The organism is Embleya sp. NPDC050493 (assembly GCF_044458105.1).
Lineage (GTDB): Bacteria > Actinomycetota > Actinomycetes > Streptomycetales > Streptomycetaceae > Embleya.
Genome location: NZ_JBITHP010000003.1, coordinates 679227 through 695196 on the forward strand (window position 1 = coordinate 679227; position 15970 = coordinate 695196).

At 71.6% G+C, this 15970-nt stretch carries 12 protein-coding genes; 5 read left to right on the forward strand and 7 right to left on the reverse strand.

Translation table 11 applies throughout. The annotated features are described in order from the left end of the window. The first annotated feature begins 109 nt into the window (after positions 1-109). From ACIBM5_RS09665 to ACIBM5_RS09680, 4 genes are all read left to right on the forward strand, one after another. The gene (locus ACIBM5_RS09665; RefSeq protein ID WP_396006272.1) at positions 110-1327 is read left to right on the forward strand and encodes a CaiB/BaiF CoA transferase family protein; all 1218 of its coding nucleotides are present in this window, start codon (positions 110-112) and stop codon (positions 1325-1327) included. Further along, positions 1324-2865: a carboxyl transferase domain-containing protein gene (locus tag ACIBM5_RS09670; protein WP_396006273.1), complete on the forward strand. Its 1542-nt coding sequence runs from the start codon at positions 1324-1326 to the stop codon at positions 2863-2865. The genes ACIBM5_RS09665 and ACIBM5_RS09670 overlap by 4 nt, the downstream gene beginning before the upstream one ends. A gap of 249 nt (positions 2866-3114) precedes the next feature. After that, entirely contained in the window at positions 3115-4071 is a 957-nt protein-coding gene (locus tag ACIBM5_RS09675; RefSeq protein ID WP_396006274.1) for a carbamate kinase, read from the forward strand. Positions 4072-4159: 88 nt separating this feature from the next. Beyond that, a complete protein-coding gene (locus tag ACIBM5_RS09680; RefSeq protein WP_396006275.1) occupies positions 4160-5284 on the forward strand; it encodes a ring-opening amidohydrolase in 1125 nt (374 codons plus the stop codon). Positions 5285-5618: 334 nt separating this feature from the next. Here ACIBM5_RS09680 and ACIBM5_RS09685 read toward each other — a convergent pair whose 3' ends face one another. The 4 genes from ACIBM5_RS09685 to ACIBM5_RS09700 form a co-directional block, all read right to left on the reverse strand. Beyond that, the gene (locus ACIBM5_RS09685) at positions 5619-6257 is read right to left on the reverse strand and encodes a YciI family protein (protein WP_396006276.1); all 639 of its coding nucleotides are present in this window, start codon (positions 6255-6257) and stop codon (positions 5619-5621) included. Positions 6258-6350: 93 nt separating this feature from the next. Continuing rightward, positions 6351-7856 carry an ABC transporter substrate-binding protein gene (locus tag ACIBM5_RS09690; protein ID WP_396006277.1) on the reverse strand — a complete coding sequence of 502 codons (1506 nt, stop codon included), beginning with the start codon at positions 7854-7856 and terminating at the stop codon, positions 6351-6353. 213 nt (positions 7857-8069) lie between these two features. Next, positions 8070-9686 carry an FAD-dependent oxidoreductase gene (locus ACIBM5_RS09695; protein WP_396006278.1) on the reverse strand — a complete coding sequence of 539 codons (1617 nt, stop codon included), beginning with the start codon at positions 9684-9686 and terminating at the stop codon, positions 8070-8072. Between the two features lie 211 nt (positions 9687-9897). After that, positions 9898-10764 (reverse strand): glucose 1-dehydrogenase, encoded by an 867-nt coding sequence (locus tag ACIBM5_RS09700; protein WP_396006279.1) that lies wholly within the window; start codon positions 10762-10764, stop codon positions 9898-9900. 383 nt (positions 10765-11147) lie between these two features. On the opposite strand from ACIBM5_RS09700, the gene ACIBM5_RS09705 reads away from it, so the two are divergent. Beyond that, positions 11148-12092, forward strand: a complete 945-nt coding sequence (locus tag ACIBM5_RS09705; RefSeq protein WP_396006281.1) for a DMT family transporter — start codon at positions 11148-11150, stop codon at positions 12090-12092. 195 nt (positions 12093-12287) lie between these two features. Here the strand turns inward: ACIBM5_RS09705 and ACIBM5_RS09710 are convergent, their stop codons facing one another. The 3 genes from ACIBM5_RS09710 to ACIBM5_RS09720 are packed head-to-tail and all read right to left on the reverse strand — an operon-like array spanning position 12288 to position 15255. After that, entirely contained in the window at positions 12288-13127 is an 840-nt protein-coding gene (locus tag ACIBM5_RS09710; protein ID WP_396006283.1) for a hypothetical protein, read from the reverse strand. Then, on the reverse strand, positions 13124-14128 hold the full coding sequence (locus ACIBM5_RS09715) for a fatty acid desaturase family protein (protein ID WP_396006284.1): 1005 nt from the start codon (positions 14126-14128) through the stop codon (positions 13124-13126). Before ACIBM5_RS09715 ends, ACIBM5_RS09710 begins: the two co-directional genes overlap by 4 nt. Positions 14129-14139: 11 nt before the next feature. Further along, positions 14140-15255: an amidinotransferase gene (locus ACIBM5_RS09720; RefSeq protein WP_396006285.1), complete on the reverse strand. Its 1116-nt coding sequence runs from the start codon at positions 15253-15255 to the stop codon at positions 14140-14142. Between the last annotated feature and the right edge of the window lie 715 nt (positions 15256-15970).

Below are 15970 nucleotides of genomic sequence, written 5' to 3' on the forward strand. Positions count from 1 at the left end.
CGCACACATGCACTGCCGGCACGCGTCACGCACCACACCCGCACACCGCACGGATGCACGGATGCACGGACGCGCCACACCGCACACTTGCAGAAAGGGGTGTTTCGACGTGAGCGGACCGCTCTGCGACCTCGTCGTGCTCGACCTCTCCCGCGCCCTCGCCGGCCCGCACGCCGCGATGATGCTCGGCGACATGGGCGCCCGGGTCATCAAGGTGGAGAACCCGGACGGCGGCGACGACACCCGTGGCTGGGGTCCGCCGTTCGTCGGGGCCGAGGATGCGCGCGAGTCGACCTACTTCCTGTCCTGCAACCGCAACAAGGAGTCGATCGTCCTCGACCTGAAGACCGAGGAGGGCCGACGCACGCTGGCCCGACTGATCCGGCACAGCGACGTGCTCGTGGAGAACTTCCGCACCGGCGTGCTCGATCGACTCGGCTTCCCGATGGAGGAGCTGACCCGGCTCAACCCGCGCCTGGTGGTGCTGTCCATCACCGGCTTCGGGCACGACGGCCCGCAGGGCGGTCGACCCGGCTACGACCAGATCGCCCAGGGCGAGGCCGGCCTGATGAGCCTGACCGGCCCCGGCCCCGACGACCCCACCCGGATCGGCGTGCCGATCGGCGACCTGCTGGCCGGGATGTACGGCGCCTACGGCGTGGTCGCCGCACTGCACGAGCGCGAACGCACCGGCCTCGGCCGGGTCGTGCGCACCTCGCTGCTCGCCGCGATCGTCGGCGTACACGCCTTCCAGGGCACCAACTACACCGTGGCCGGCCAGGTCGGGCACGCGCAGGGCAACCTGCACCCCTCGCTCCAGCCGTACGGCTCCTACCGCTGCAAGGACGCGATCATCCAGGTCGCGGTGGGCAGCGAGAAGTTGTGGGCCAAGTTCGCCCCGATGGTCGGCTTGGCGGTGGACGACCCGCGCTTCGCGGTCAACGCCGACCGCGTGGTCAACCGGGCCGAACTCGCGGACGCGATCAACGCCGCGTTCGCCGCGCGCGAGGTGGACGCGCTGTTGCCGGAACTGGCCGCCGCGGGCATACCGGCCGGCGAGGTGCGCACGATCGACCGGGTCTACGAGTGGGACCAGACCAGGTCGCAGGGTCTGCTGCTCGACGTCATGCACAGCACTCTCGGTCCGATCACCCTGCCCGGCCCGCCGATCCGCCTCGACGCCGTGGCCGACGTGGACGGCGGTTCGGCGGACGGCGGTCGGCGCCGGCACGAGGCCCCGCCGACGCTGGGCCAGCACACGGACAGCGTGCAGGCGTGGCTCGACGCCGAGGACGCCCGCGCCCTGCACGCCGCGCGGCGCGCATGAACACCGCGCCCGTGCCGGCGCCCGCGACCGCGCCCGTACCGAACCGCCGCACCCGCGTCGGTGCGCACGCGCTGATCCGGCTGGTCCTGGACCCCGACACCTGGACGAGCTGGGACACCGCGCCGCACCGCCCGGAGCGGCTGGACCCGGGGTACGTCGACGAACTGCGGGCCGCCGCGGCCAAGAGCGGCGTGGACGAGTCGGTGGTCACCGGCGAGGGCCGCATCCAGGGTCGCCGAGTGGCCGTGGTGGCCTGCGAGTTCGACTTCCTGGCCGGTTCGATCGGGGTGGCCGCGTCCTCGCGCCTGGTCGCCGCGATCGAACGTGCCACCGCCGAACGGCTGCCGCTCGTGGCATCGCCGACCTCCGGCGGAACCCGCATGCAGGAGGGCACGGTCGCCTTCCTCCAGATGGTGCGGATCAGTGCCGCCGTCGCCGCTCACAAGAGCGCCGGCCTGCCGTACCTCGTCTACCTGCGAGGCCCCACCACCGGTGGTGTGCTCGCCTCGTGGGGCTCACTCGGTCACGTCACCGCCGCCGAACCCGGCGCGCTGATCGGCTTCCTGGGCCCGCGCGTGTACGAGGCTCTGCACGGGCAACCCTTCCCGGAGGGTGTCCAGGTCGCGGAGAACCTGTACGCGCACGGACTGGTGGACGCCGTCGTCGAGCCCGACCGGCTCGGCGAAGTGGCCGCACGAGTCCTGGATATCGTCACCGCCCCGCGGGAACACCTGCCCGACGTCGCCCCGTTGCCGGTCGAGGATCTGGCCGACGTCCCGGCATGGACCTCGGTCGAACTCTCCCGTCGTGCCGAACGCCCGGGCGCCCGCGCCCTGTTGCGCCACGCGGCGAGCGCGGTGGTGCCGCTGCACGGGACCGGCCAGGGCGAGAGCGACCCCGGTCTGCTGCTCGCGCTGGCCAGGTTCGGCGGCGCGCCGTGCGTGGTGCTGGCCCAGGACCGGGCCCGGCAGTCGAGCCACGGTCCGTTCGGCCCGGCCGGGCTGCGGGTGGCCCGGCGCGGCATGCGACTGGCCGCCGAACTCGACCTGCCGCTGGTCAGCGTCGTGGACACCGGCGGCGCGGCGCTCAGCCGGGAGGCCGAGGAGGGTGGCCTGGCCGGCGAGATAGCCCGCTGTCTGGCCGAGTTGGTCACCCTGCCCACCCCGACGTTGTGCCTGCTGCTCGGGCAGGGCGCGGGCGGCGGCGCCATGGCCCTGTTGCCCGCCGATCGGGTGTTGTGCGCCCAGCACGGCTGGTTGTCGCCGCTGCCGCCCGAGGGGGCGTCGGCGCTGCGCTACCGGACGCCGTCCCGGGGAGCGGAGATCGCCGCCGCGCAGGGCATCAGGTCGCTGGACCTGCTGCGCGACGGGGTGGTGGACCGGATCGTGGCCGAGCGGCCCGACGCGGCCGACGAGCCGGTCGCGTTCCTGGCTCGGCTGGCGCAGGTGCTGGAGTACGAGTTGGTCGGCCTGCTGCGCCGACCCACGGCCGAGCGGCGTGCGGCCCGGTTGGAACGGTACGCCCGGCTGGGCTGCTGAGGGCGGCGGGCCGACCGCGGGCCCGACCGACCCGCCGGCGTTGCGCAGCGCCCGGCAGCCGCCGGCGGCGCGTACCGTCCGGATTCGCCGGCGATATCCACCGCCGTCCACCACTCGGCAAGATTTGCCAGATCGATGGGTGTTTGTGGTCAACAAACTCCCAAGCCATCGACCTGGTGACCGGCCTAGAGTCCCAAGTCCCGAACGGACGGGACTCCCGCGTACGACAGGAACAGGAGAGTTCGACACATGCCAACTCCCCGCACCGGGAGAGTACTCATCGCCCTCGGCGGAAACGCCATGACGGGACCCGATGGCAGCGCCACCCCGGACGCCCAGCGGTCCGCCGTCGCGGTGGCGATGGAAGCGGTGGCCGACCTGATCGCCTCCGGCGTCGAGGTGGTGCTCACCCACGGCAACGGACCGCAGGTGGGCAACCTGCTGGTCAAGAACGAACTCACCGCGCACGTCGTTCCTCCGGTGACCCTGGACTGGTGCGGCGCGCAGACGCAGGGCACCCTCGGCTTCACCATCGTCTCCGCCCTGGAGGCCGCACTGCGGCGCCGTGGGCTGGCGGCACCGGTGGCGGCCGTGGTGACCCGCACGCTCGTGGATGGCGCCGACCCGGCGTTCGAGCACCCCACCAAGCCGGTCGGCCGGCATCTGCCGCGGGCCGACGCGGAGCGGTTCGTCGCGCTCGGTCAGCACTGGGAGGACCGGGGCGCGAAGGGCTGGCGGCGGGTCGTACCGTCGCCGGATCCGCTGGAGGTGGTCGACGCGCCGGCCATCCGGACGCTGGTCGCGGCGGGCTTCACCACGATCGCGGCCGGTGGCGGCGGCATTCCGGTGGTGCGCGACGCGGACGGCGCCGAGCGCGGCGTGGAGGCGGTCCTGGACAAGGACCTCACCGCGGCCCTGCTCGCCGTGTCGGTGGACGCGGACGTGCTGGTGATCGCCACCGACGTACCCAACGCGATGCTCGACTACGGCACCGCGAACGTGCGGGTGATCGGCCGGGTCACCCCCGAAGAGCTGCGCGAACACGCCGCGGCCGGCCAGTTCGCCGGTGGCAGCATGGGACCCAAGGTCGAGGCGGCGGTGCGCTTCGTCGAGAAGGGCGGCCGGCGCTCGGTGATCACGTCACTGGACCGGATCACCGCCGCGGTGGCGGGCGAATCCGGGACGGTCGTGGAGTCGGGCGGGTAACGGCCCGTCGTCCGCGACAGTCGCAGGTGACGAAGTACAAAGAATTCGACCGCAAAGAATTCGGCGTCGAAGAATTCGGCGAACTCCAATGAACGAGGTGGAACGAGTGCCCAGGCCGATCGAGGTTCACAAGGTCGCCATCGAGAGCGTCACCGACGCGTCCGGATTGGCCAAGCTCATCGACGACGGCGTGTTCGCCGCGGACGACGTGCTCGCCGTCATCGGCAAGACCGAGGGCAACGGCGGGGTCAACGACTACACCCGCATCCTGGCCGACCGCGCCTTCCGCGAGGTGCTGGTCGCCAAGGGGAAGCGTTCGGCCGAGGAGGCGCAGCAGGTTCCGCTGGTGTGGTCCGGCGGTACCGACGGTGTGATCTCCCCGCACGCGACGGTCTTCGCGTACGCGCCGGAGAACCGGTACGAGCCCACCGACGAGCCGCGCGTGTCGGTCGGCGTCGCGATGAGCGAGCAGATCCTGCCCGAGGACATCGGCCGGGTGCCGATGGTGGAGAAGGTCGCCGCCGGCGTACGCAAGGCGATGGCCGTCGCGGGCATCACCGACCCGGCCGACGTGCACTACGTGCAGACCAAGACGCCGCTGCTGGTGCTGGACACCATCAACGACGCCAAGGCGCGCGGGTTCGACGTGTGGACCGAGGACACCCTCAAGTCGATGGACGTGTCCAACTCCACCACCGCGCTGGGCATCGCGGTGGCGCTCGGCGAGATCGAGCTGCCGACCGCCGAGCAGATCCACCGCGACCTGTCGCTGTACTCGTCGGTGGCGTCCTGCTCCTCCGGCGTCGAACTGGACTGCGCGCAGATCGTCGTGGTCGGCAACGTGCGCGGTGTGGGCGGTCCGTTCCGGGTCGGCCACGACGTGATGAAGGACGCGCTGGACGCGGACGGCATCTGGTCGGCGATCCGCTCGGCCGGCATCGACCTGCCGGACCGCCCGCACACCTCCGACCTGGGCGACCGCCTGGTCAACGTGTTCCTCAAGTGCGAGGCGGACCCGAGCGGCAGCGTGCGCGGTCGACGCAACATCATGCTCGACGACTCGGACGTGCACTGGCACCGCCAGATCAAGGCCACCGTCGGCGGCGTGACCGCGGCCGTCACCGGCGACCCGGCCGTCTTCGTCTCGGTCGCGGCCGTGCACCAGGGCCCCTCCGGCGGCGGCCCGGTCGCGGCGATCGTGCGGATGGACTGACCCGCCCCTCGCCGGACCGACGCACCTCTTTGCGGAACCCGTCGACGGCCACCGCCCCTCGTCCCGGGGCGGTGGCCGTCGGCACGTCCGCCGGTCGCGGCCACCCCCCCGGACGGGCAGCGGACCGGGTGCCGGATGTGCTCATGCTCCGCGCTCGCCCCGAGCTGCGGCCCCGAGCTTCAGTCGCCGCGCGGGTGGGTGGTGTGGCGGATCCAGACGTCGGGTTCGACGTAGAGCGCGTGGTCGTGGGTGAGGTCGCAGTGGACCGGGACCAGGGCGCCGGGCACCGCGATGTCGCCGTCGTGGTCGAAGGGAACGCTCAGGCGGCGCGCGATCAGGGTCCGCCGGAGGGGGCCTGATTCTCCTGCCGTCGGCCGCCGAAGCACCAGTCGTGGACCTCGATGTGCTCGTACAGGCCGGCTCGGGTGTACGGCGCGCGGGTCAACAGGCGCTCCGCGGACGTGCGGTCCGGCAACTCGGCCAGGATCGCGATGCCCAGCCATTCCTCAGCGGCGTCGGTGGAGAGCAACGGGCCGCAGACGATCAGGTTGTCGCGGTGGTCGCCGTCGACCAGAAGGCGCAGCTGCTCCTCGGGCGACCCGTCCCGACCGGCGGCCGGGTCCGCCCGGCCGTGGGCGAGGATCAGAAAGCGCGGGCGGCCTTCGGAACTCCCCTCGAAGTCCCACATCTTCCGGCCGAGCGTGTTGCGCCAACGCCGGATGAGCACCTCTTCCTCGTACACGCCCGCCCGGTGGTTCGGCTCGTCGTACGCGAACACGCGCGCGGCATCGGCGTCCGGCAGGTCGACGATGTGGACGCTGCCGGTCACCGTCTCGCCGTCGGGGGCGAAGGTCGGCCCGCGGGCGATCATGCCCTCGGCGTACCCGTCCATGAACGACCAGTGGGCTTCCAGAAGTTCGTCTCGCAAGGCCCTGGTTCCCGGCTTGTCGCGACAATAGAAGAGGTACTCCATGTCGATCCCCCATGTGTGACGCCGTCGTCGGCACGCACAGTACGGGAGCCGGCCCACCCTGTCGATCGACCACGAACACCCTTCGGTCGGGGGTCAGCCCACGTCGACGCGGTCCAGGAACGGCAACGCCTCGCCGTAGTACCGCAGGTCGGTGACCCTGGTGGTGTGGATCAGGCCGAGCGGGTTTCGGGTGTACACCCAGATCGGAAGGTCCGCGACCAGGGCGCGTTGCAGGTCGGCGTACGCCTGCCTGCGCACGGCGGGGTCGGTGGCCTGTCGGCCGCCGGCCAGGGCGCGGTCGGCCTCGGGGTTCTTCCAGCCGGTGGCGTTCTGTGCGCTGGTGGAGGTGTAGAAGTTGAACAGGATCGGCTCGGGATCGACGAAGGTCAGTTGGAAGAGCATGGCCTGGAAGTCCTTCTGGACCGCGTACTTGGTCAGGTACGTCCCCACGTCCGGCGCGTCGATGGTCATCGCCACGTTCCGGAACTCGCGCAGCCGGCTCTGGATGGTCTCGGCGGCCTTGGCGGCGGAGGGGTTGCGCGGGATCAGGAAGGTGAAGTCGACCTTCTTGCCCTCGGCGGCAAGGGCGTCGAACAGGCGTTGCGCCTCGGCCCGATCCGGCGCGGGTTGTGTGACGCCGGCGTCGAAGAACGGACCGGCCGGGGAGAACAGCCCCGTTGCGGGGGTGCAGCCGTTGTCCAGGACGCGGCAGATGGTGCCCGCGTCGAGGGAGAGGGCGATCGCCCGGCGGGCGCGCGGGTCGTCGAACGGGGCTCGGGCCAGGCTGAACTGGACCATCTGGCCGCCGCCGACCGGCGCCTCGACGGCCTTGAGTTCCTTGCCGGCGCGGGCCAGGAGGCGGGGGTCGCTGCTCGGAAACAGGTCCGCCTGCCCGGACTTGACGGTGCTGTACTGCTGCTCGATGTCGGGCACCGTCCGGATCACGAGCCGGTCGAGTTTGGGCAGGCCCTTGTGCTTTTGCCAGTAGTCCTTGTTCTTGACGAAGGTCTGCTCCGAGCCGCGGGTCCAGGTGTCCAGGGTGAACGGGCCCGCGCCGATCGGCTTGCTGCCGTAGGTGTCCGGGCCCTGGGCGATCGCGGAGGGGGCCTCGATGTACGGGAGATTGGTGGCGATGATCCGGTCGAGGTTGGGGTTCGGCGCGCCCACGACGGTGATCGACAGGGTGAGCGGGTCGACGACCGCGGTTCGCAGCGAGGCGGCGGCGTTGCGCTGCAACGAGCGGGTCTCCGGCTTGGCGTGGGTGTCGTAGTTCAGCTTGACCGCGGCCGCGTCGAACGGCGTCCCGTCGGAAAAGCGCACATCGGGCCGCAACTTCATCGTCCACGTCGCCCCGCCGTCCGCGCTGGACAGGGATTCGCCCAGGTGCGGGGTGGCCTTGCCGGTGGTGGTGTCGAGGTAGAACAGCGGGTCGTACAGGGCGTTCAGCCGCGGGCCGTCCACGAGCGCCGTGGTGTTGGCGCGGAACGGGTCCAGCGTGGTCGAGTCCTGAACCGCGAGCATCGTCAGGGTGTGCGCGGCGGAGGCACCGCCGCCCCCGCACGCCGCGGAGGCCGCGACCAGCGCGAGAACTCCCGTCACCACGCAGGTGCGGCGGGCCGCGCGGACACGGATCGGCCTCGTCGGTATCCGACTTGAGGCAACCGGCCCTGTAGGAACCGGCCCTGCGGGCATCGGTCTTGCGGACATCGGTCTTGCCGGGTCGGGTCCTGCGGACACCTGTGTCTCCTTGTGCCGGGGGTTCGGGGGTTCGGGCGGTCGGGAATCGGGATGATCGGCGGATCGGGTCGCCGGTCAGATGGTGCGGGCGGGCTGCCGGGCGGCGTGCCGGCCGGCCAGGTAGCCGACGACCATCCCCGCGGCGATGGTGGCGCCGCCGCTGGGGTAGGCCCAGCCGAACAGGTTGGCCGCGGTGTTGCCCGCCGCGTACAGGCCGGGCACGGTGCCGCCGCCCTGGCTGCGGACCCGGGCATGGCGGTCGATCCGGGGGCCGCCGTTGGTGCCGAGGGTGCCGGGGTGGATCTCGACCGCGTAGAACGGCGGTTCGGTGATCGGTGCGACCTGCCCGGGCGCCATCAGGCCACGTTCGGTGCGGTCGAAGTCGGGGTCCGTGCCCTTCTCGGCGTGGGTGTTGAACCGGCCGATGGTCGCCTCCAGGGCCGCTGCGGGGAGCCCGGCGAGTTCCGCGAGTTCGGCGATCGTGTCGGCGCGGTGCACCCACGCGGGGTCCGCGCCGCCGGGCAGCATGGACAGGATGCGGCGGCCGGCGCGTACCGTGTGGTCGAAGACGAGGTACGCCGGGCCGGTGTTGGGGAAACCCACCCCGTCGAACGCGCCGAACATCTTGGGGAAGTCGTTGTACGGGAGCGCCTCGTTCGCGAAGCGCACCCCCGCGCGGTTGACGACGACCGACGCGGGTGCGCCGCGACCCCACTCGAACTGCGGGACCCGCTCGCCGTCCCGGGTGATCTCGGGGTCGAACATCGCGGGGGTGCCCCAGTACGAGGTCATGTTGCCCAACTCGGCGCCTGCGGCCACGGCCATCGCCAGGCCGTCGCCGGTGTTGTTGCGCCACGGGGTGAGCGGCCGCACGTCGTACCCGATGTGCGCGCGCACCAGTTCGGGGTTCCATTCGAAGCCGCCGCAGGCCAGCACGACGCCCTTGCGCGCGCCGATGTTCAGCAGCGCGCCGTCGTGTTCCGCGCGTACGCCGACCACCTGCCCGTCGACGACGACCAGGTCGAGTGCCGGGGTCTGCGGCAGTGTGGTGACGCCGCGCTCCAGCAGGCCCTTGAACAGCCGCGCGATCAGCGCCGCGCCCTTGGGCCGGACGTCCTCGGCTTCGCGGCGGGCCAGTTCGGCCAGCAGCTCGGGCGTCTTGGGCGCCATGTCCTCGCTGAGCGTGGTCGCCGCCCCCAGCGACATCAGGGTGCCGCGATCGACCAACCTGGCCGCCCATTCGCCGAGTTCGCTGCCCACCGGGTACGGGTCCGGCTCCACCGCGCGGCCCGGGGTCGCGTGGTGACCGGGCAGGCCCCACGTCGCGTAATAGTCCACCAGTGGGCTGGTGTGGGTGCGCAGCGGCGTGTGCTCCTCCAGGTAGCGCAACATCTGCGGCGCGGTGTCGACGAACACCTCCGACAACTCCGGGTCGGGTTCACGCCCGTCGGCCGTCGCCCGAATGTAGGCGAGGGCGTCCTCGCGGTCGTCGCCGCCCGTCATGTGGTGGTTGCCCGGCAACCACATCACCCCGCCCGAGACGGCGGTCGTGCCGCCGAGCATGGCGGACTTCTCCAGGATCAGGACCTCCGCGCCGTCGTCGTGTGCGAGCGTCGCGGCGGTCAGGGCGGCACCGCCCGAGCCGACCACCACGACGTCGACGATGCGGTCCCAGCTGTTCGGGTTGTTCATCTGCTGTGTCCTTCGGGAGAGTCGGCGGGTTCGGCGCTTCGCGGGATCGCGGAACCGGGGATCGGGGAATCGGCAATCGGAGATCGCGGAACCGGGCGGAACCGGGAGTCGGGGGAATCCGGGGATCGCGGGTTCGGGTCGCGCAGGCTCGGGCGGCTCGACCGTCGAGTGGTCGACCGAACGCCCGCATCCGGGTCGGGGCGCGCAGGGGTCAGGAGCCGGGTCCCGCCGTCCAGCCGCCGTCGAAGACGAACTCGGATCCGGTGGAGTACGAGGACTCCTCCGACGCGAGGAACAGCGCGAGGTTCGCGGCCTCCTCGACGGTCCCGACCCGGCCGAGCGGCAGCTTGGCCATCGGGTCCAAGCCGTGTTGTCGCGCGAGCTCCAACCCGGCGCGGGCCATGTCCGTGTCGATCGCGCCGGGGTGGATCGAGTTGACCCGGACTCCGAGCGGCCCCAGTTCGATCGCCGCGGACTTGGTGAGCCCGCGGATCGCGAACTTCGTGGCCACGTACGCGCTCGTGTGGGCGGCGCCGACCAGGCCGTTGATGGACGACACGTTCACGATCGACCCGCCGCCGGCCGCCACGATGGCGGGCGCGGCCGTCCTGATGCCCAGGAAGCAACCGAGCAGGTTGATCTCCACGACCCGCATGAAGTCCGCGGTCGTGGTGTCCAGGATCGGCGCGAAGTGGTTCACCCCCGCGTTGTTCACCAGCACGTCCAGGGTCCCGAACCGCTCGCCCGCCAATCGCACCGCGGCCGCCCAGTCGTCCTCGTCGCGCACGTCCAGACGCGTGTACACCGCGTCCGCGCCGATCTCCGCCGCCAGGCTCGCGCCGTCCTCGTCCAGCACGTCGGCGAGCACGACCTTGGCGCCCTCGGCGGCGAATCGGCACGCGTGCGCCGCGCCCTGACCGCGGGCCGCGCCGGTGACCAGCGCGACCTTCCCGGCAAGGCGGCCGACGTCCCGGCCCACGCCCACATCCATGCTCCGACCCACGAAGTGCCCCTGTTCCTCGATGCCGCCCCGCCGCGCCGGCGGTACGGGAACGGTGCGGACGACCCGCTTCCGCATTTCACATATGAAATGCTCGTTCCAAACGAAGCATGTATCTGACGGGTCGTCAAGGCAAGAGGAAGGGCCTGACTTCTCGTCGGGAAGCCGCGTCCCGGGCAACGACCCGAGGCGCGCCGGCTCCTGCTCCCGCCCGTCGGCGAGGCCGCGACGGTCGGTCCGACGGCGCGGCCCGCGCCGTTCGAGTGCGCACCGGGCCGGTCGGTGTGGACGGCGGTTGGCCCCCGCGGGGAGGCCGAAGGTTCGTGCGGCAAATGTTCGGTCGGACACTCTCCGCTGATACTCGAATGGCCTAGAGTGACGTTCATGTGCCGCGCGGTGCCCGCCGGTCCCGCTGGTCCCGTGCTCGGTCTGGAGATGTGATCGTGTCGAACCGTGCCGCAATGCCTTCTCCGGTCGAGGACAGGCCGGCGCGGTCGGTGCCGCGTGGGCTGACCTACCTCTCGATCGCCGGGGTCACCTGGGGGACGACCGGGGCGGCCGTGGAAGTGATCTATCGGTCGAGCGACTTCGGGCCGATGGCCGTCTCGTTCTGGCGCTTCGTCAGCGGGATGGTGCTGCTGCTCGCGGCCGGCCTGCTGCGTCCCTCCGGCCCGGCCCCGCGTACCGCCGGGCAGCCGCCGGGGCGCCGTGCGCTCCTGTTCACCGGCACGGGCGCCGGCCTGGCCGTGTTCCAGTCGGCCTATTTCGGCGCGGTGATGCAGACCGGGCTGGCCGTCGCCACGATCGTCGCGTTGGGCGCCGCCCCGGTGTTGACCGCGGCCGGAGGCCGGCTGTTCCTGGGCGAACGCATCGGGCGCAGCGGGCTGTCGGCGATCGGCGGGGCGCTGATCGGGCTCGCGATACTGGTGTTGGGCAACCGGCAGACCGATGTCCGGCCCCTGGGTGTGGGGTTGGCGCTGCTGTCCGCGGCGGGATTCGCCGCATCCAACCTGCTCGGTCGGTGGACGGGGCGGCTCGGCGCGGGGGAGGATCCCGCCACCCTCACGGTGTGGTCGTTCGGGATCGGTGCGGCGGTGATGTTGCCGTTCGCCCTGGGCGAGGGGGTGTGGCCACAAACCGCGCAGCCGGGGCGGGTGTTGGCGATGATGCTCTACGTCGCCGCCGTGACGACCGCACTTGCCTATCCGCTGTACTTCGCCGGCACCGCCGCGGTACGGGCGGTCACCGCCTCGGTCGTGATGTTGATCGAACCGGTCAGCGCGGCGGCGCTGGCCGTCCTGCTGCTGGACGAGCGGCTCACCGCGGCGACGATCGTGGGCACGCTGATGATGCTCACGGCCGTCGGCGGCCTCGCACTGGCCGAGTCGCGGCCGGCCGAGCGATGACGATGGTCCGGGGCGGTGTCGTATCCGCCCCGGACCCACCGCCGCCGGACGCCCCGGGCCACTTCGGATCGGTCGCCGGCATGCGGGCCCGCCCGCAGCCGGGTTCGTCACCGACCCCGGGATCCGCTCATACTCCTGGCCCGCCCTCGCCCGGGCCCGTCCCGAGCCGGGCCGGGAAGGAACCGATCCCGATGCTCAGGTCCACCAGAGGAGTTCGCCGTCGTCGTCCTGCGCCGTGAAGCACGTCAGCAGTAGTCGGGCGGCGGGCCGGGCCTGTTCGCTGCCCACCACCGCGTGCGCGAGGTTGCCGTCGATCACGCACAGGTCGCCGGTGGCGACCGGCACCGTCAGATCGGCGTGGTCGGTCAACAGCTCCGGCGGATACGGGAAGCCGCTGTAGGTCAGCCCCAGCGCCGCCCGCGAAGCATCGTCCGGTTCGACGTTCCACAGGCGCAACGCCCCGCTCCCCACGGGCACTTGCGGATAGGCGTTGATCGCCATCACCCGGGACAGGCGTTGGATCTCGAAGCCCGCCTGGAGCGGGTCGCGAAGTTGCGCGAGATCGTCGTGCGGCATGAGCTGGTAGGCGCCGGTCTGGTTCCAGCACACCGCCTTCGAGTCGCCCGCGACCCGGCCGTCGTGCACGGCCGGGCGGGCCCCGGCGACCACGCCGTGGGCGACGAGCGCTTCGCGCAGGGCCGCCACCGGGTCGACGGCACCCTCGTACAGGGCCGCCACGGCGTCTGCCGATTTCGCCACGTCGGTCAGGTACTCCGCCGTGCTCTTCTCGATGTGCGAAGCGCCGACGAAGTACCCTTCGACGCCGTCCTGTCCCGCCCCGTAGCGCGGGGTGCGTTGCGGGGAGGCCCAGAAGTTGGCGGTGATCCGCGCGCAGTCCTGCGGCGTGACGAAGCCGGTCACCCGATACGCGGCCAACTCGCCGCGCAGCACGGCGTGGACGGCGGACACGTCCACGACGCCGGACGTCTCGTGTACACGGAAGCCCTCGGCGGGCAACGATCGACCGGTGATCACGACATCCTCCCGAATTCGGCGCCGGGTGCGCCGGACGCACCCGACGCACCGGGCGCACCGGACGCGGACGCACGGTGCAGCAGCGGTCGGCGGCGGTCGAGGAAACCGAGCATGGCCGGGACCGGGCTTATGATCCGCGGTTGGGCCTCGAGCCTGGCCCGGTTGCGCTCGCGTACCTGCGGCATCCTCGACCAGTGCATGCCGGGGCTCAGGTGGTGTTCCTGGTGGTAGCCGTCGTTGAAGGTGAGCAGGTTGTACAGCCGCCCGTAGTGGCTCACCGAATCGGCCGCCCGCTCGCTGGGGTCGGCCCCGTAATGGCGGTAGTAGTTCTGTACGTTCACCATGGTCAGCGCCACGAAGTAGGCCGGCAGGTAGCTCAGCAGGACCCACTGCCAGGAGATCACCGCGAGCAGCGCGGGGGTGAGCACATGCGCCGCCCGATCCGCCTGGATCAGCCGTAGTTCGCCGCGTCGTCGGTGTTCCCGACGCGAGGCCAACGAGCGCAGGGCGGTCTCGCCCGCGCCCACCCGCCACAGCCGGACCACGTACGACACTTCCCGTACGCGGTCGATCAACGACTCCAGCGCGCCGCCGAGCGCGTAGCGCGGCAGCGGGGCGTGCTCGCCGTTCCTGCCTCGACGGTAGGTCGACGTGGTGTCGCGGGTGGTGCCGTCCGCGCCCGGGGCGTCGTTGTTGAACCGATGGTGGTTGCGCACGTGGGTGAGCTGGTAGGCCTGCACCGACTGGCCGATGTTGGCCGAATTCAGTACGGACACGGCCGCGTTGAGTCGGTCGGAGGTGAACCACGGTACGTGCGTGAACAGATGGGAGATGACGATGATGTTGTACGCCGTCATCACCGCCAGCACGGCGGTCCCGCCGGCCTGCGCCGGGACCGAGGCGTCGTCCCAACGCACGGCCAGCAGCACGGTGACGGCGAACTGACCCACGCTGAATCCCAGGAGGAGTGCGTCCTTCGGAGTGTTCCGCCAGATCCTCATCGCCGGGTTCCTCACAGGTAGGATTCGAGGGTTCCGCGGCGGCGTACGTCGAGCGTGGCGCAGTGGAACGAGCCGCCGAAGCTGTTGAAGTTCCGGAAGTCGCACGGGATGGGCGTGAAGCCGAACCTGCGCATCGCGGTGATCATCGGCTCGTCCCGGCGCTCCACGATCACCCGTTCCTCGTCCAGCATCAGGATGTTCATGTTGAGCCACTTGCTGGTCATGTAGAGCGGGTGCCCGTCGGGGATGACCGGCTGCGGGGCCGCCATCACGTCCCATCCCTTGAACAGTTTCGGCACCTCGGGGACACGCTCCGGGTGGATCAGCAGTTTCCCGGGGGCCATCGGCACCAGGGTGGCGTCGATGTGCATCGGGTGCGCGTCCTTGAACTCCAGGACGTGGATCCGGTATTCGTCGCCCAGATGGCGGCGCAGCCACTCGATGCCGAAGGTGTTGGTGACATTGCTCGTCTGGGCGATGATGTCCCGGCCGCACCGGGTGAAGTCGGCGGCGTCGAAGGTGGGTTCGAACTCGGTGACCACCAGCCGGGTCGGCCCGTCCGCGCCGGGGTCGGTCCAGTCCTGGTCGTACTGCTCGTCCTTGAGTTCGGGTTTCGGTGCCGCGCTCCACCTGGCCCCGGCGTGGAAGTACTCCTTGAGCAGCGGTCGATAGGCCAGCGTCTCGAAGTAGCGGGAACGCCAGGCCATCGGGCATTCGATGATCTCGTCGCCGACGACCAGCAGGGCGTCTCGGGGCATGGCCGCGTACATGCCGGTGCTGGTCCAGTCCAGGGTGCGATAGGTCTGCTGCTGCGGGATGGGTTCCGGGCGACGGACGGTCACCCCCTCGGCTTCGAGGATGTGCACGAACTGTTCCAGTTCCCGGCGGGCGGCCTCGACTTGTTCGGGTGGGAAGGGTCGGCCCGCCCGACTGCGGAAGGTGTCGTGTTGATCGGCGGGTAGGACCGGCGGCAGGGACATGTGCCACGTGGGAAAGCCGGCTCCGTCGACGATGCCGACGATCACCTCCTCCAGCGGGTCCCATTCGGTGTAGGAACCGACGGGATACGCCGAGGTGTCCCGGCGCGGCGGCGGTTCGTTCGGGTTGCCCAGGTCGTCGAGAATCAAGGTCCACTCCTCGTCGGGCGGTTCGGGTGGGTTGCCTCGGTGCCGTCGGCGGCACCGACGCGAATGTCCGGGACGCCGTGCCCGTTGCGCACAGTGTTCGTCCCGTCACCGATCCAATGTCACGATCACGGTCCGAGACAAGTCCACTACGATAAGTTGGCTTGGCGACCGGGGGTTCGCCGTCCGCGCCCCGCCGGTCCGCCGCGTCCGGCCCCTCTGCGCGCCGCTCCGCGGCCCGCTCCCGCCGCCCGCTCCCGACCTGCGCCGATCCGCCACCCAGGGGCGCCGGGAACGGCCGTCGCCCGACGCCGCCGGTCCCTCCGATCACCGCGCCGAGTCGGTATCCCGGGTGACCCGGCGGCCAAACTGGCCGAATCCAGTCGCCACGACGCGCCGTCGCGGAACCGAACGACGAGGGGGCCCGGGCCCGTTGGCGAGATCCTCGCCGTCGCCCTCGGCTGGGCGGCCCGGCTCCGCTCCCGCCGCACCGGCTGACCGCACCGCGCGCGCCCGCCTCCCGCGCGCCCGCCTCCCGCGCGACCGCGGCCGCGGGCGCCCGTCGGCGGGCCGGGCCGCCGGGTGTGCGCCGCCCGTCGCCCGGGGCGCCGATTCGAACGTTCGACCTGGTCAAGTGGGCTGTGCGCCAACGCCCTTGGGTGCGTTCGTCGAGGTCGGGGACGAACTCCCTGGTATGGTCCGCCGAGGGTTTCGCCAC

Bases quoted from the DNA above. Each gene is read 5' to 3' on its own strand.
- ACIBM5_RS09675 (WP_396006274.1), top strand. From the start codon at position 3,115: ATGCCAACTCCCCGCACCGGGAGAGTACTCATCGCCCTCGGCGGAAAC.
- ACIBM5_RS09685 (WP_396006276.1), bottom strand. From the start codon at position 6,257: ATGGAGTACCTCTTCTATTGTCGCGACAAGCCGGGAACCAGGGCCTTG.
- ACIBM5_RS09670 (WP_396006273.1), top strand. From the start codon at position 1,324: ATGAACACCGCGCCCGTGCCGGCGCCCGCGACCGCGCCCGTACCGAAC.
- ACIBM5_RS09680 (WP_396006275.1), top strand. From the start codon at position 4,160: ATGAACGAGGTGGAACGAGTGCCCAGGCCGATCGAGGTTCACAAGGTC.
- ACIBM5_RS09705 (WP_396006281.1), top strand. From the start codon at position 11,148: ATGCCTTCTCCGGTCGAGGACAGGCCGGCGCGGTCGGTGCCGCGTGGG.
- ACIBM5_RS09695 (WP_396006278.1), bottom strand. From the start codon at position 9,686: ATGAACAACCCGAACAGCTGGGACCGCATCGTCGACGTCGTGGTGGTC.
- ACIBM5_RS09700 (WP_396006279.1), bottom strand. From the start codon at position 10,764: ATGCGGAAGCGGGTCGTCCGCACCGTTCCCGTACCGCCGGCGCGGCGG.
- ACIBM5_RS09715 (WP_396006284.1), bottom strand. From the start codon at position 14,128: ATGAGGATCTGGCGGAACACTCCGAAGGACGCACTCCTCCTGGGATTC.